At 59.4% G+C, this 16,666-nt stretch carries 12 protein-coding genes; 4 read left to right on the top strand and 8 right to left on the bottom strand.

Annotated elements, in window-relative coordinates:
* Nucleotides 1-7: 7 nt before the first annotated feature.
* From ACYU81_RS17065 to ACYU81_RS17090, 6 genes are all read right to left on the bottom strand, one after another.
* Nucleotides 8-805, bottom strand: coding sequence for a hypothetical protein (locus tag ACYU81_RS17065; RefSeq protein ID WP_460988900.1), 798 nt, complete (start codon nucleotides 803-805; stop codon nucleotides 8-10).
* A 307-nt stretch (nucleotides 806-1,112) separates the two neighbouring features.
* Complete coding sequence (locus ACYU81_RS17070) at nucleotides 1,113-3,359, bottom strand: TonB-dependent receptor (RefSeq protein ID WP_460988901.1); 2,247 nt, start codon at nucleotides 3,357-3,359, stop codon at nucleotides 1,113-1,115.
* Nucleotides 3,360-3,595: 236 nt separating this feature from the next.
* Nucleotides 3,596-5,224 carry an FAD-dependent oxidoreductase gene (locus ACYU81_RS17075; protein ID WP_460988902.1) on the bottom strand — a complete coding sequence of 543 codons (1,629 nt, stop codon included), beginning with the start codon at nucleotides 5,222-5,224 and terminating at the stop codon, nucleotides 3,596-3,598.
* Nucleotides 5,225-5,291: 67 nt separating this feature from the next.
* Nucleotides 5,292-6,155: a sugar phosphate isomerase/epimerase family protein gene (locus ACYU81_RS17080; RefSeq protein ID WP_460988903.1), complete on the bottom strand. Its 864-nt coding sequence runs from the start codon at nucleotides 6,153-6,155 to the stop codon at nucleotides 5,292-5,294.
* A 60-nt stretch (nucleotides 6,156-6,215) separates the two neighbouring features.
* Complete coding sequence (locus ACYU81_RS17085) at nucleotides 6,216-7,841, bottom strand: FAD-dependent oxidoreductase (RefSeq protein ID WP_460988904.1); 1,626 nt, start codon at nucleotides 7,839-7,841, stop codon at nucleotides 6,216-6,218.
* An 81-nt stretch (nucleotides 7,842-7,922) separates the two neighbouring features.
* Nucleotides 7,923-9,545 (bottom strand): GMC family oxidoreductase, encoded by a 1,623-nt coding sequence (locus ACYU81_RS17090; protein ID WP_460988905.1) that lies wholly within the window; start codon nucleotides 9,543-9,545, stop codon nucleotides 7,923-7,925.
* Between the two features lie 235 nt (nucleotides 9,546-9,780).
* Here ACYU81_RS17090 and ACYU81_RS17095 point away from each other — a divergent pair, with 235 nt between their 5' ends.
* From ACYU81_RS17095 to ACYU81_RS17110, 4 genes are all read left to right on the top strand, one after another.
* On the top strand, nucleotides 9,781-10,530 hold the full coding sequence (locus tag ACYU81_RS17095) for an SDR family NAD(P)-dependent oxidoreductase (protein ID WP_460988906.1): 750 nt from the start codon (nucleotides 9,781-9,783) through the stop codon (nucleotides 10,528-10,530).
* 91 nt (nucleotides 10,531-10,621) lie between these two features.
* Nucleotides 10,622-12,295 carry an FAD-binding protein gene (locus ACYU81_RS17100; protein WP_460988907.1) on the top strand — a complete coding sequence of 558 codons (1,674 nt, stop codon included), beginning with the start codon at nucleotides 10,622-10,624 and terminating at the stop codon, nucleotides 12,293-12,295.
* A gap of 132 nt (nucleotides 12,296-12,427) precedes the next feature.
* Nucleotides 12,428-12,811, top strand: coding sequence for a VOC family protein (locus ACYU81_RS17105; RefSeq protein WP_460988908.1), 384 nt, complete (start codon nucleotides 12,428-12,430; stop codon nucleotides 12,809-12,811).
* A gap of 122 nt (nucleotides 12,812-12,933) precedes the next feature.
* Entirely contained in the window at nucleotides 12,934-13,596 is a 663-nt protein-coding gene (locus tag ACYU81_RS17110; protein WP_460988909.1) for a TetR/AcrR family transcriptional regulator, read from the top strand.
* A gap of 135 nt (nucleotides 13,597-13,731) precedes the next feature.
* Here ACYU81_RS17110 and ACYU81_RS17115 read toward each other — a convergent pair whose 3' ends face one another.
* Nucleotides 13,732-15,186 (bottom strand): acyl-CoA reductase, encoded by a 1,455-nt coding sequence (locus ACYU81_RS17115; RefSeq protein WP_460988910.1) that lies wholly within the window; start codon nucleotides 15,184-15,186, stop codon nucleotides 13,732-13,734.
* A gap of 25 nt (nucleotides 15,187-15,211) precedes the next feature.
* Nucleotides 15,212-16,642 (bottom strand): long-chain-fatty-acid--protein ligase, encoded by a 1,431-nt coding sequence (locus ACYU81_RS17120; RefSeq protein WP_460988911.1) that lies wholly within the window; start codon nucleotides 16,640-16,642, stop codon nucleotides 15,212-15,214.
* Between the last annotated feature and the right edge of the window lie 24 nt (nucleotides 16,643-16,666).

Here is a 16,666-nt window from a genome sequence, read left to right on the forward strand (position 1 = left end):
CAGCGCTTCATACGTCCTTCAATGTGCCGATCTCGACATTGGCCAGGCCTTCCTCGCCGGTCTCTTCACACCTCACTCGGCACATATTCTCGACGTTGTAATAGACCTTCGCGCCGGGCTTCTGCGAATGCAGCGGCAGACGGGCGAAGGCGTTGCCGACATCAGCGGTCAGGGTGAATTTCTCGCCGCCAAGGGTCATGGTGTGGAATATGACCTTGTCCGGTATTCCTTCCGGCCCTTCGCCGACATTCTCGATTCTGAGTGTCTTGATGACCTCATTCCCTTCCGGCCGCGCAATATAGCCTTCGGCTGTCATATTCTCAGGACGAACGATGTTGCGCACCGTGAAAAGGTGAAAGCCCATGGAAGGGAAGTTGAAGAAGGACCAATTGTGATCCATCACAATCTGGTCATTGCGCATGCCCCAGCTGTGGTCGCGATAGCCCGATCCATCCACGTCAACCGACACACCCGCAAGCTCTCCTGTCTTGAACGTCACCTTGCCGGTGGCATTCATGCACTGACCCTGATGGCGAAAGCCGGATCTATCGAGCGCGGTATTCTCTGAAATAGAGAACTGGTCAGGATTGACGTCCGCGCAGGCGAGGAAGTCGAACAGATGCATGCGCCGGGTAAACCGCAGCGATGCCGCAACATTTTCGTCCTCATATTCAACAAGAAACTCTTCCTGCGGCTTCAGGAAATGCACCGTCTGATTGCCGTAGCGCAGCAGCTTCTGATGTTCGAACGGCTGGGGCAGGGGAACCTCGCCGCTGTGGCTGACCTTCACACCCTTATGCAGCACCGTGAAAGATGCAAAAGCCCGGTCAAAGGTCGGCTCTGCCGTACTATGCGCAAGGCAGCATAGGTCGCGATCGGGGTCCATGAAGACCCAGAAGTAATTTTCCTTCCAACGCAACCAGGCTCGGGCTGGAACTGTGTGGGGGTAATCTTCGTGTAGGAGCATAATCGCCTCCAAAAAGCGGGAAAAGGGCGCAAAGGCGCCCTGTCGACCATAAATATGGCGATACCGGCTATGTTCATGACCCGCGCCAGTTTAACCTGGCGCGGGTCATCCTTTTATTTTTCAGCAACCATGCAGGCGCCCGTGATCAGAGATCGAAGCGGACTTCGACCCCGTACGTCCGCGGATCACCAACGCCGCCCAGATCACCGGCGGGCGTATCGGTCTGCGGAATTTCGTTGTTGAAATATTTCTCGTTGGTGAGGTTCGCGCCCCACAAGCGGAAGGTCAGCTTGTCATTGAATTCCGGCTTGAACGAGATGCTGCCGTTGAACAGGGTCAGCTTCGGTTCGGTTAAAATGTTGTCGGGGTCCCACTTCAGGTTGGAACGGTATGACATCTGACCGGCAAAGCTGAACTGACCGACAGAGGTTGGCAGATCATAGTTGAAGCCAGCGTTGATTTTCCATTTCGGGGTCTGGGAAAGCCTGTTCCCACCCACATCGCCCACCGCCAGGGCGACGCCCCAAGGCGGGGCGAAGATGGGAACGTTGATCGGCGCACTGTCAAAGCTGAGGAATTTCGCCCAGAGATACTGCCCCGCCAGGTCGAGCCTCAACCGCTCGGTCACCAGGAATGTCGTGTCGAATTCGAAACCTTTTGTCCGCGCCTTGTCCGCATTGGCAAAGGCGACGAAGGGTGTCGGCCCAGCTGGCGTGTCCACAAGCTGGACGAGCTGGACCTGCGGGTCCTTGATGTCGTTGCGGAACGCGGCAAAGTTAGCGCGCACCCTGCGATCGAACAGGGTCATCTTCAAACCCGCCTCGTAGGACGTCACCGTTTCCGGATTGGTCGGCGGGGCGGCCAGCGGAATGGTATTGAACGTACCCGACTTGTAGCCGCGACTCCATGTCGCATACGCCATGATATCGTCGGTAAATTTGTGATCGACCGAAACTTTGTAGGTCCATTTGTCGAAGTTGGCGACCTGATGATAGCTTCCAGCTGGAATGTCGGCCCCAACTAGCGGTGTCAGCGAAACACGGCCGTTCCCTTCCACGCGATCTTTCGTGTAGCGCAGGCCAAGCGTGACATTCGTCTTGTCATCCACGACGGGGAAGGTCGCTTGTGCGAAGGGAGCCAGAGACTCGATCCTTTGCTGGCTACCAATATTCTGGCTGGCAAGACCGTTCAGAGTGAGGGCGTCACCATTGAGAGCGATATTCACGTCGGTGCGCGAATTCATGTAGAAAAGGCCCAATATCCAGCTGATCTTCGATGAAGGCAAAGACTTCAACTGAAGTTCCTGGGTAATCTGCCGGTCTCCGATCTTGATCGGAAATGCCAGCCAGTTCAATTCGGTATGATCGCCCTCATAATTCAGTAATTCCTTGGCTTTCCGGTAGGAAGTGATGCTGGTGAAATCCGCAAAGCCCAGTTCCTGGTCGATTTTGAGCGCACCACCCCAACCGCGCAGACGATGGAAAATCTCGGTATTCTCGTTGATATCGTAAAAGCCCGGCGGATCGAAATATTGGGTGCCCTCAAGTGGTGAGCCCAGAGGATAGCCACGGGTCGTTCCCGGATAGATACGGACCGAATTGCCCTGATTCTGCCGCTGATAGGTATAAAAGCCGCTCAGGCGGATCTTTGTCGTGTCGCTCGGTTCAAACACGATCTTCGATCGGATATTATAGAATTTGCGGCGGTACGTATCCTTGCCGGTGAACAGGTTTTTGCCCCATCCATCGCCCTGGTTCAAACCGCTGAAGGAGATTCCGGCGGCGACGCCTTCACCCAGCGGCGTCGCCGCATACAGCTTGCCGCTGATCGTATCGTAATTGGCATAGCCCAGCGTTGCCGAAAGATCGGTGGTGTCGCCGGGATCGCGCGTGAATACCTGCATCAGGCCGCCAGTTGAATTGCGGCCGAACAACGTGCCTTGCGGGCCTTTTAGAACTTCAACGCGCTCGATGTTCGCCAGTTCAAGATAGGCGCTCGCAAGACGTGAATAATAGACGTCGTCAATATATACAGGAACACTTGCCTCATTACCCGGTGTCGATGCACCGGGATTTCCGACGCCGCGCAGGAATGGCACAACAACGCCGGACATCTGTGAGACGAACAGTGAAGAGTCGGCCTGTTGGAGGTCCGACACGCGGAAAATGCCCTTTGTTTCCAGAGCTTCTCCCGTAAACGCCGTTACCGCGACGGGGACATCCTGCAAATTCTGACTACGGCGCTGAGCCGTGACGATGATCTCCTGAAGACCTATTGGCGAGGACGTCGACGCTGCGTCACCTTGTGGGGCTGCATCCGTCTGGGCAAGCAGGGGCACGGGGGCCACGCTCGCCAATAACAAACCAACGATCGAAAATGCCTTCTTCTTCATTGATCTTCCCCTCGACTAAATATTATAATTATAAGTTATTCGACCGAAATTGTGGCAAGGCGAATATTATGTTTTCTTTGTCTGGCCTTGTTATGAAGTAGTACCATTTCCGGCCGCTTCGCATTGGGTGCTAATTGCTGCACCTCTATCAGGCAGCGCATTCCAGCACCATCAACGACGGCTGTCAAGTAAGTAAACATGCGAACGATAAATATATGTATCTATTTTTGGGATGCCTATCTGCGGTTCGTCCTGACCGCAGCCTCTCGGCCAGCGATATGGCCGAAGACCAGTGCCGGGCCGATCGTTCCGCCCGCTCCGGGATAAGCCATGCCGGTAATGCTCGCGGCGGCATTGCCAGCCGCATAGAGGCCAGGGATGTTACCTCCCCGCAAATTCTGCACTTCCGCTCTGACGCTGATTTTCGGGCCGCCCTTCGTTCCCAGAACGCCGGGATACACCCGGCAGGCATAATAGGGCGCCTGATCCAGCGGCCCGACGGTTTGCAATGCGCCGTCCAGCGACCAATCCCCATGGTATCGATCATATTGGCTCTCGCCCCGGTGAAAGGCGGGGTCGCTCCCCTCACGAGCTGATCTGTTGAACTGCTCGACCGTATGTTCCAGCCCATCGGCGTCCACACAGATCTGCTCGGCAAGGGCGCGCAGCGACGCCGCCTGTATCATCCAATTCGGCAAGGGATCGCCCGGATAACGCGTGAGCACTGGGTATTTGTCCAGATAGGCCTGATGGAAAATGATCCACGCCTCCCGATTGGGATAGTCGAACGTCTGAGCGTCGAACTGGAAAAAGGAGCGGCCAAGATCATTATAATTGCATGCTTCATTCACGAACCGCTGCCCTTTGCGGTTCACCATGATCGACCCTGGCTTTGTAAGTTCGGTTACCGCGAAACGGATTGCGGGATTGCCATCATATTCCTCGCCCGGAATCTTCATGATCGGCATCCACCATGCCTCATCGGTGTTCGCCAGGGCAGCCCCGGCCTCCGCCGCCATCAACAGGCCATCGCCCTCATTGTCCGGCGGACTCGCCGCTCCCTCATGTGGACCGCGCAGCAGGTCCTTCACCAGACCGGCATTCCACTCAAAGCCACCGCTGGCGATTATGACGCCACGCCGCGCACGCATCTCGAAAGGTTCGCCGTCCTTGCTGCCGGCAACGCCCGTGACCGCGCCTTCATGCATGACCAAGCTTTGCGCCCGCATGCCGAACAGGATGCGCACGCCTTTCTCAACCACGGCGGCAGTTAGTCCCGCCACGAGCGCGTTGCCGACGCCCACCAGCCCCTTTTCCAGCCGGTCCCCGATTATGGCAGGGTCGAAAATATCGACGCCGTCCTCAAGGTCGTTGCTCGACACCGGAATGGGAAAGGTCAGGCTGCTCCGTAATCTCGGCCGCAATTCCCCCAACCTGTTACCGGGAAACAACCCCGCCGACAGGGACCGTCCGAATGTCCCGCCGGGCAGCTCGGGATGATAATCGGGCCATTTGAGCGCCCTAAATCGAATGTCCGTCTGCGCCTCGATGAACTTGATGACGTCTGCGCCCTGATCGACATAGGTTTCGATCATCGCGTCATCCATGCGGCCCAAGGACTGACGCCTCATGTAGGTGAGCGCCGCCTCGCGGCTGTCGGTGGTTCCGACTTCATGCATGTGGTGGTTGCATGGAATCCAGGGGACGCCCCCCGACATCGCCGTGGTCCCGCCGAGTTTTTCCGAGCGTTCCAGAATGACGACATCTGCTCCCGCATGGCGCGCGCTTAGGGCAGCTGCTAGCCCCGCAGCGCCCGAGCCGATCACGATGACGTCGGTCTCTTCAATCCCATCCTGCTCGGGCACCCTGTCCTCCTGAAACTGTCATATGGTCCTTGCAGCGGCGCCCGATTGAAGGCGCCGCCACGGCCGATCAGGCATTTTCCCGTGCCAGCGCGAACTGCCGCGCGACGGCGTCGAAGGATCGCTTCGCCGCTTCCTCCGGCTCAAGCGCGCGGAATTCGTGCGACAATATCTCGATCCCGTAGCAGCCGTCATAGCCGGTCGCCGCGATGGCTCGCAGAAATGCGGGCACATCGAAGCTGCCTTCGCCCGGCAGCAGGCGATTGTCCGTCGAATCGTCGAAAAGACCGCCAACGACTTCGGCCGCCGCGTCGTCCAGCTCGACATGCTTGATATAGCTGGCGGGAAGGGCGGCCACCTCTTCATAGGGTATGCCCGGACGCGTCATGTGCCAGATGTCGATCAACAGCCCGCCATTATCGGTCCCGGCCATTTCGATAAGTTGCCGCCCCGACTTGAGGTCCCGAATATTCGCCAGGGGAAAGACCTCGATCGATACATGGGCGCCCACCTCCGCAGCCTGATCGCAGAGCAGCCGGAAGTCGGTGGCCATGGTCTCCATCGACACGCCGCTATCGCTGATGTCTCCGACGATCTTGATATGCTTGGTCCCGATCTCGACGGCGGTATCCAGCCATAGGCGACGCATCTTGTCAGAAGCGGCCCGCGCTTCGCCCTGCGCGAACCAGTCCGTCAGGCACTCAATTTCCAGAAACTGGACACCGGCATCGTCCAGGATGCGGCGAATGCCCGCCGTGCCATGCAAGGCAACATTCGCGGCCAGATCATCGCCTGATAGGCCCATGCCGTAATAGCCCGCAGCAACGGCCGCCGCAGCGCGCCGTTCCAACGGAAAAGGGCTGGCGACCGGCGCACCGGGATAAGCATCGCCCGCGATCGTGTAATAGGTCGCGATAATTTTCGGATCATTCATGATGAAATTCCTTCGTCAACATCGCGGGAAGGGGGAGGCCGCTTCCGTGCGACAGGGTGTTCAGAAGCGGTTTGATCCGCGCGCGGCTTCCCGGCCAGCAATGTGGCCAAAGGTCAGCGCGGGGCCGAGCGTGGCACCGCCGCCCGGATATGCCATGCCCATGATGCTCGCCATGGCGTTTCCCGCTGCGTAAAGGCCGGGGACGATGCCGCCCGAAAGGCTCATCACCTCGGCCCGCTCGTTGGTGCGTGGGCCGCCTTTCGTCCCGATCGTTCCGATCTTGGTTTCGACCGCATAATAGGGACCGCGTTCGAGTGGCCCCAGCGTCTTCGCGGTGCCCTCTGCGCTCGCATCGCCCCAATACAGTTCATAGATGCTTTCACCGCGATGGAAGTCGGGATCGACGCCTTTGCGGGCATTATCATTGAAGCGCGCTACCTCTGCCTCCAGCCCGGCGGGATCAACCCCGATCTTGCCCGCCAGTTCGGCCAGTGTGTCGGCGCTCACCATCCAGGATGGGACCGGATCGCCCGGATAGCGCGTCAGGAAGGGGAAGCGATCCATATAATCCTGGCTGACGATGTGCCAGGCGGGCAGGTTGGGATAGTCGAAGTTCACAGGATCGAAGGCTTGGAACACGCGCCCGATATCATTGTAGTTGCAGGCTTCGTTGACGAAGCGGCGGCCTGTCCGGTTGACGATGATCGATCCGGGACCGCAGCGTTCGATGCCGGTCAGCCGGACGAGCGGCCGCCCGTCATATTCTTCGCCCGGTATCGTCACTGATGGCTGCCACCATGCCTCCGACATATTGCCAAGGGCGGCACCAGCCTGCATCGCCATCTTCAGCCCGTCGCCTTCGTTCCAGGGCGGGCTGTGCGGGCCGTGCATCGGGCCGCGCAGGAACTGCCGGGTCATGTCCTCGTTCCACTCATACCCGCCGCAGGCCAGGATCACGCCTTTGCGCGCACCGATACGCAGGGGTTTTCCGTCATTGTCTGCCTCGATGCCGACCACGACATCGCCTTCCTGCACAAGCCGCAGGACGCGGACATTGCGCCTGATCCGGACGCCATGGTCCATGGCGCCCTTGAGCAGGCCCGCCATCAACGCGCCGCCCATGCCGACCATATCTTCGTTGAGGCGCCCGCCGATAATCTCGGAATCCAGCACGTTGATGCCGTCCTCCACATCGGCGATGGAAATGGGGATAGGGAAATGCGCGCTCGCCCGCAGCGCGGGCCGCAATTCACCAAGCTGCCCAGCGGGGAAAATCCCCGCAGTCACCGAACGGCCGATATTGCCGCCGGGAAATTCCGGATGATAGTCCGGCATCTGGAGCGCGCGGAAGCGAAGATCGGTCTCTTTTTCGAGGAACAACAGCACCTGCGGCGCCGTATCCACGAAGGTTTCGATCATGACGTCGTCCATCTTGCCCAGCGAAATGCGGCGAAGATAGGTGAGGGCCTGCTCGCGGGAATCGCTGCGCCCGATCTCCTGCATATGATGGTTGTTGGGGATCCACGGCACGCCGCCTGAAACCGCGCTCGTGCCGCCCAGCTTGTCCGTGCGTTCGACCAGCAGCACTTCGGCACCAGCCGTCCGGGCCGCCAGCGCCGCAGAGCAACCGGCCGCGCCGGAGCCTACCACCAGAACGTCTGTTTCCTCATCCCATTGGGTCGTCACGATTATCTCTCCTGCATTCTATCCTTTGGCTGGCCGCGCACGCCCTTTGCGGGTCTTGCGCGCGGCTGCCCTACGTCGCCTTCAGCGTGCGTCTTCGAGGATCAGCGATGACGCATGCCAGGCCATCGCCATTACCGGTGCATTGGTGTTGCCCGATGTCAGGTTGGGCATGATCGAACAGTCGATCACCCGCAGGCCGTCCACTCCGCGAACGCGTGTGCGTGGATCGACCACGGATTCATCATCGCTGCCCATCCGGCACGTTGCCACGGCATGGGTGCCGCAGCTCAGATGGCGGCGCACCGCCGTCAGTATCTGGTCATCGCTGTCATTACCGTTCAGCCCCGGCGCGATCTCGCGAGTCACGAAGGGCGCGATGGCGGGCTGCGTCATCAACTTGCGCACGAAACGCACCATCGCAACCGCCGTCTCGCAATCCTCCTGCGTCGTCAGCCAGTTGGGATGGATGCGCAAAGGATCGTCGGCATTGGGCGACGTAATGGTAAGACAACCCTCGCTGGTGGCCCGCAGCATCGCCGTGGCGATCATCATGCCAGGCGTCTTGTTGACGCCGTTGGTCGGAACCGCAACATCCGCCTCGCCCTGCGCCAGGGTGACGCCACCAACGAAGCACTGAATGTCCGGACGGGCTACGCTCGGACGGCTGCGGGCAAAGATGCCGACTTCCTGCGGGACCGTCGCCATCGGACCGCCCTTGAACAGGAAATATTCGGCCAGGCTACGGGCCAGACCCAGGCCGCGATAGCGATGGTTCAGGCCCTTCTCGCCCTGCAAGTCGTAGTTGATGCCGTAGATGGGATGCTCCTGCATCCGTCGGCCTACGTCCGGGCTGTCCACGATGACATCGACGCCTGCGGCTTTCAAATCCTCGGCTGGTCCGATCCCCGAAAGCTGGAGCAGCTTGGGGGATGCGATCGCGCCTGCCGACACGATGACTTCGCCCCGGCACCGGAACTCCGTCTTGCGCCCGCCGAGCCTGCACATGACGCCTTTGGCCCGGCGCTGTTCGATGATGATGCGGTCAACCTGTACGCCCGTCCGGATCACCAGATTGGGCCGATGGCGTATCGGGTCCAGAAAAGCGACCGCCGCGCTCTGCCTGCGCCCGTTCTTGATATTATAATGATAATAGCCGACGCCTTCCCGGCTCCCGGCGTTGAAATCGTCGTTGCGTGGCAAGCCCATTTGCTTGCCCGCCTCGATCATCCGATCTGCAAGAGGATAATGGAACTTGGAGGTCGAGACATGCACAGGACCACCGACGCCATGCTCGTTGGATGCGCCAAGCTCATGATCTTCAATGGCGTTGAAGGACCGCAGCATGGTGTTCCAACCCCATCCCTTCGCGCCGCGCTCTTCCCACTGCTCGTAATCTTCAGGCTGGCCCCGGATATAGATCATGCCGTTAATGGCGGAAGATCCGCCCAGTCCTCTGCCCCGCAGCCAGATCTCGCTTGCGTCCAGCCCTTCTTCACGCGGCTGTTGGACCGGGAAATATTGCGCGAATGTCGGGTCGCCGACCAGCTTCGCCACGCCCTTTGGCATGCGAACGAACATGTGCTTGTTCTCGCCACCGGCCTCCAGAAGCAGCACCCGATTCGATGGATTTTCGGAAAGCTTGTTGGCAAGCACGCAACCGGCGCTGCCCGCGCCAACAATGATGAAGTCGAACTCCTCAGTCATGACCTCTCCAGAAATTAAATGACATTCGTCTTATATACGCTTCTATGACACGGCGGATTGGCGGACACAATGGCCTTTCCCTTCTCTGTCAGCCCGACCGCATATCAAGGACATATGCGGGCAGTATTGACAGTTTGTCAGACATTAGTCAGGTAATGATACCGTAAGACGCCGTCTTGCGAAGACGGCTGGCCCGGCCTCAAGTTTCGGGCAATTGACTGGGAGAGGTGCGAAAATGGCTGTATTGGACGGAAAGGTTGCGCTGGTGACCGGCGCCTCGGGAGGCATCGGGCGGCAGATCGCCGTTGCCCTGGCGCAAAGCGGTGCGCGGATCGTCGCGCACTATTCTTCTCGCCGTGAAGGCGCCGAGCGGACGGCAGCCGAAGTGCGCGAAGCAGGCGGCGACGCGGTGATTGTACAGGCGGACCTTAGCCATTCCGAAGGAGTGAGGCAGCTGTTCCAGCAGTTTGACGAACAGGCCGGAGGGCGACTTGATATTCTGGTCAATAATGCGGGCGCGGGACGAACCTCTCCGATCACGACGATCGATGAAGAAGAAATCGACAGCATGTATCGGGTCAACTTCAAGTCGCCGATACTGGTCACCCAACAGGCGTTGAAGCGTTTCAATGATGGCGGCGCGATCGTCAATATTTCGTCGATGAGCGGGCTGATGGCGCAGCCGCCCGGCTTTGCCTATGCCATGAGCAAGGCGGCGGTGAATTCGTTCACGGTTTCGATGGCGGTAGAGCTTGCGCCGCGCAATATTCGCGTCAATGCTGTCGCCCCTGGACCGGTCGATACCGACCTCATCAACGGCTATCGGGACAGTGAGGAGGCAATGCGCATGTTCAAAAGCATGGCCGCGCTGGGCCGTATCGGCACCGCCGACGACATAGCGCAGATCGTTCTGTTCCTCGCATCTCCGGCCTCGGGCTGGCTCACCGGACAGATCATTCAGGCAAGCGGCGGCATGAGGTTGTAATCGGACGCTTGCGGAAAAGCGGATTGTGCGGATCGATGATGAACTACGGCGCGGAAATATCTTCGAAGGAAATGATGGCGTGAGAGATGAAATGATTTCCCAAGATGGTCAGCCGGTGATTTCCATCGACAATGCCGACATGTTCCAATGGGACGACACGGCTGACGTTGTCGTCGTGGGTTACGGCGGCGCGGGAATTTGTGCAGCGCTCGAACTGGTGGAAAACGGCGCCAGCGTGATTGCCATAGACCGCTTCAATGGCGGTGGCGCAACGGCCTTCAGCGGCGGCGTCGTTTATGCCGCAGGGACCGACATTCAACGGCAAAACGGCGTTGAGGACGATCCCGACAACATGCTGAAATATCTTCGGCTGGAGGTCGGCGATGTCGTTCAGCCCGAGACGCTGAAACGCTTTTGCGATCAAAGTGCTGGCAATCTGCAATGGTTGCAGTCGCATGGCGTCGTGTTCGGGACGAAACTTTACACCGGAAAGACGACCTATCCGCCGGAGGGCTATTTCCTGCAATATTCCGGCAATGAGAAGGTGGAGGCCTATTGCCGCGACGCCCGGCCAGCACCGCGAGGGCACCGAACGCTGGGGCGCGGCTTTACGGGTAACAAGCTGTATCGCGCCTTGCGCGAGACCGCGGATCGGTCAGCCATTCGCAAGAAGCTGCATACGATCGTTCAGAGCCTCGTTGTCGATAGTGACGGGCGCGTCGTCGGCGTCGCTGCGCTGGAGCTTCCGGCCGCCAAACATGCCGAGCATCAGAAATATTACGACAAGTTCCCACCTACCGCTCCGTTCAAGGAGAGTAAGGCCGAGGCTGCGAGCAAGGCGGCACGCGTCATGGAGCGCGAACATGGCCAGTTGCGCTATATCAGAGCGAAGACTGGCGTTATCCTTTCGACGGGCGGTTTCGTCTTCAACCTCGACATGCTCGGCCAACATGCGCCCATGCTGAGCAAGCATTACAAGACCATGATGCGCCTCGGCACTCTGGGTGACGATGGCACGGCCGTGCAGCTGGGCACGGCGCTGGGCGCGGATACCGTGGGCATGGACGCGATGTTCGTCGGCCGGGTCCAATCTCCTCCGGCGGCGTTGCTGGATGGCATTCTCGTCAATCAGGCAGGGGAGCGGTTCGCCAACGAAGCCGTCTATGTCGGCACGCTGGGCCGCGCCATTGCCGACCAGCCGGAAGGCAAGGCGTGGCTGATCATGTCCACCAAGGACATTCGCAAGGCGATGCGCCAGGTGGCAACGGACGGTCTGGACGCATTCATGCGCTTTGGCGCGCCCGCCATGCTGAACCTCATGCTCGGCGGCACCAAGCGGGCAAGGGATCTGGACGTGCTTGCGGAGAAATGCGGCATCAATCCCAATCGTCTGCGCCAGACTGTACGGCGCTATGAAGACATGGTCCGCAACCGGCATGACGACGACTTTTCAAAGCTGAAGGATCATCTTAAGTCGCTCGGCAATGGTCCCTATGTCGCAATGAATGTGTCCCTCGCCAACCGTTACAGCTTCATCACCTTCCATACTTTGGGAGGGTTGGCGCTCGAAGAGGCGACAGGCGCTGTGCGGCGGGCCGATGGCAGCGCTATAGCGGGCCTCTATGCTGCGGGCCGGGCCACCGGAAGCATACCATCGCGCACCTACATTAGCGGCCTTTCCCTCGCGGATTGCGTGTTCACAGGCCGCAGGGCCGCTCAGTCCTGCTTGCAAGAGGCGAAACAGGACGCGCTCACGCCCGCCTGAACAGCGGATTGACTAACATCTGTCAATCTACAGTCCATGCTGTTATTGACAGATGTCGGTTATTTCGAAATAAACCCAGCTCCCATCTGCACATTCCCGCCCGCAAGGACGGCATTTTATGGAGAGAATTTCATGTTTTCGCACATCGTGCTTGGCAGCAATGACATAGAAAAATCAAAGCGCTTCTATGACGCGACGCTTGGGGCGCTGGGCGGCGCACAGGCCTTCGTCGATGATAACGGACGGCTGATCTACATGCACAACGGCCTGTCGCTGCTGATCACCAAGCCCATTGACGGCCAGCCCGCGACGCATGCCAATGGCGGCACGATCGGTTTCGCCGTTCAGGGGCCTGAGCAGGCGGACGCGTGGCATGCGGCTGGGGTAGCCAATGGCGGCGTGTCTATCGAGGATGCCCCGGGTGTCCGTGAAGGGCCGATGGGGGCTCTATATCTTGCCTATCTGCGCGATCCGGACGGTAACAAGCTCTGCGCGCTGCACCAGCTTCCGCAGTAAGATCAATCGACCCATGAGCGAGGCGCAGCGCTGCCACCTTCGGTAGCGGTTGCGCCTCTCTTCCTTTCATGGGACAATGTCGGCGGGAGTGACTGCATCGATAAAGTGATGGAGAGGTACCCATGACAAACGCAGGCGACGCCCGCCCTGACGCAGCTTCCGCGCGTGGTCGGCCTACGGTCTCCGACAACCGCGAAGTGTCGAACGAACTGCTCCATGCAATGGAGCATGGCTTGCGGAACAAGAGTCATCTGGATCTGACGACGCGGGAAATCGCATCAGCCGCCGGCACCAACGCCGGCATGATCCACTATTATTATCACGGCAAGAACGGGCTGATCGACGCCGCTCTGGACAATCTGAGCAGCGACATCGCACAGATACTCAATGATCTCAACAGCTTGTTCCTGACCGACTGCCAGGACGCCACGCGCAAGATTGTCAGTGCCTGGATGAAGGTGCTGGAAACTCACCGGGGCACGGCCAGCGTGGTCCTGATCGAAAGTTTCCGCCCCTACTCGACCGTATGGAATTCCTACCGGCAGAAGAAATCGCAGGGCAGCTTCATCCGGATGCAGGAATTGGTCCGGACATTGGTAAGTCAGGGATATTATCGGGCGGATACCGACCCGCAAGTTGCGGCCTTCTCCATCACCTCCATTGTCCTTTCACCGATGCTGGTGGGGCAGATCATGTCGGAGATCGGCCACCAGATCAGTCACATATTGGACAATTGGGAAGAAGAGGCCGTCAAGCTTATCGACGAGCGCTACCGCCAAATTTGACGGCGGTGCTTTAATCCTGCGTTAAAAAAGGAAGGGGAGCTTTGACCGGAGCCGCCCGATCGGGGAAGATCGTAATATTGAGCGGCCAATCGGAGAATCCATGATCCCGCTCCCCTTCAAAATGTGCCCGCCTCGTCAGGCGGCGCACATCATCCCGGCGCCTGCCTCCGCAACGGCTTCGTCAAATTGCTCGCGAACACCCCAGCGGGCGAGCCTGCGCATGATTTCCATGGCGTCATGGGGATAACCCAGCCCTTCATAAGCGATGCAGCCCAGTGGTGAGAGCCGCTGCGCCCCTCGCAACATGCATCGGTCGGCAATTTCCGCCTGCGCCGCATTGGGATAGATGCCGATCGTCTGGGTGTGGATGGTAACGGCTGCAACAGCTGCATCCAGGTCCGGCACGGGAATGATATTGATGACGCGCCCGCCGATCCGGTCGCTGAACTCAACCGCCTCCGCCTGCTGGGACACGATGACGCCGCCCTCATTCGCCTTGACGCCGAACACGCGATAATCGTCGGAATAGCGGATGCCCTCTATCTCGTCGCGCAGCACCGGGTCGAACGCGGGGTGGGGGGAGCTATAGGCGGCGGGCAGGGCCTGCAACGCCTCATGCACCAGCCGACCGAAGCGGTTCAGCCGGTCGAGCGACGCATCATCACTGCCGCACACGACATAGGCCAGGCGGCTGTTGCCGCAGCCTTCCTGATTGAAATAGCCGAAATCCTTAGCCAGCTGCTGGGCGACCCAGCCCATCTGCTCCTCTGATTCCAGCGCTTCCGCACCAATGATCGAGGCGCTGACCTTGGGATCGAGCGCGATCAGGTCGAGGCCGGAGGTCAGATGCTGGCGGATGTGGTTCATCGACGCAGGGCCGCCCCAGGCAACGATCTTGTCGATGTTGCGCGTGTCATACAGCTTCTTCTCAAAGCCCAGGTCCCCGCCCTTCCAATAGGCGACGGTCATGTGCCGGGTGATCGGATGGTCGGGGTCCATCGCGATCATCGTCTTCGCGATGGCGACGGCGGTGAAGGGGTCGTTCGACGGGCTTTTGACGATATTGTCACAACGCAGCACCGCCCCGTTGATCACAGCGTGCAGGGCCACATTGGGTGCGTTGCCTGCGTTCAGGTGAACGATGCGCGATCCAAAGGCGCGCACCATCGCGTCGCGGTCATGCAGTGGCCTCGGCTTCCAGCCTTCCAGATAGTCGCGGCCGATATTCTGATCGACGGCTTCCTCGACGATGGTCCGGCGCAGATTGGCGGCAAAGGAGACATAGGCGGTGCGCAATATGTCGGGCGACTGGCCCGACGACTGCATGTTCATTTCCAGCGCCAACCGAATGTCGGGATTCGTGTCCGGGTGCAGCCTGCGGCCCAATTCCTCCAGGAAGTCGAGAATATTGTCCAGGCTGACGGAATAATAATCCTGAAGGTCAGCGCCGTTGCGCAGGACGATCTGGTCCAGATATTTGTTCACGTCGGGGGTCAGGAACGCGATTTCTCCCCGACGTCCTTCAAAGCGGACCAGGTCATCTTCTATGATGCGGCCCCGGATGATGAGCGGGATAGTATATTCTTTCATCTTCGATACTCCGAGACAGATTGGGTCAGGACGCCTTGGCCAGGAAATCTTCCAGACTCTGGAAGGCCTGCGGCGTGCGTGCGCACACGATCTTGTCGTCGCCGCCATTCAGTTCCGAAATGCGGTTGATGTCATTGTCCATGAACGGACCCTTGCGCCCGCATGCGCATCCGCCGTCGAAATGGACCGTCACCTGATCGCCCGTGATGACCCCGGCCCAGAAGGTGGTTGGCATGGGATCGAACACGACCATGCGTCCGGTCTGCGTGCCGGTGCGCGGTAGCGATTGACCGGTTGCCGGGTCCATCAGGTGCGTGATGCCCCAAGGCAGGGGATGCAGCTTATCATGGGGGCAACAGACCGCCGTCGAGCTGGATTCGGTCATGCCATAGACTTCCTTGACGCGCCCCGGCACATGATGCGGGAAGCGTTCGGCAACGACATCGCGCCACCCTTCTGGGAAGTTGAACCCTTTGCTCCCGCCGCCGGTCATGATCATGGAGTCGGGATGCCATTCGACGAAGATGTCCATCTTCCGGCACGCCTCGGCCATGAGGTAGAGGTTCATGAGAGCCCCGTAGAACATGACCTTCTGACCTTTAAGGCCAACCACGGCATTCTCGATGAAGCGGGTCCACCGTTCGTCCGCATTGGACGCACGGGTTGCGAGCGCACTGGCGATTGCCTGCTCGGCCGGACTCAGCTCCAATTCCTCGCCTAGCGCCTGCGCCCGTTGCAGCCGTCCGTTCAACCACATCTCGTCAGCGGTCAGCGTGCCATCATCCAGCGTGATGAACATGTCCTCCCGGCCGTCGTAGCAATTTTCCTTCAGGACACGCATGATGAGCGGGATGTTGTGACGGCCGTAACGCGAAGGCCAGGGACAGACGAAAACATATTCGCCGCTCTTTGCGTAAATACCCGGTTCGTCGCGATATGGCTCGACGATATAGGTGTTCTTGTCAACGAACAGGGTTTCTTCGACGGTACTGAGGGGGAAGAGCGAAATCTTGCCACTCGTCCCCGATGAGGTGACCGGCCGCAGCGGCGTCGAACGCTCGACTTCCAGCAACCATTGTTCGATCGACTCGCAATGTTCGGCATGAACGCCGGACAGGTCGTGCGTGGTAAGCGCCTGAAGCCAGCGGGTCAGCTTGTCGAAGCGCGCTTTCTGCACGTCCAGCGCGGAATAGGATTTGAACATGGTGTGCGGCATCGCCAGACGCGTGAGGTCATCGAACCCGCTGATTTCCTCTAGCCCGACTTCCTCGGCCAGACGCTGGAGCGCGCGCAATTTGGGCTTCAAATCGCGGAACCGCCGCTGGAAGAGGGCGAGCTGGATCTTTTCGACTTCGGCATAATCCAGGTCGAACAGTTCCTCCTGACTAAGCTCCAGGAAGCGCCAGGGATCTTCTTCCAATCTTTCGTAGAGATTGGCCGTCGGGGTGGATGTCATGAAATGCTCCTGAAATGATAGGTA

This window comes from Sphingobium sp. TomTYG75, assembly GCF_054771635.1.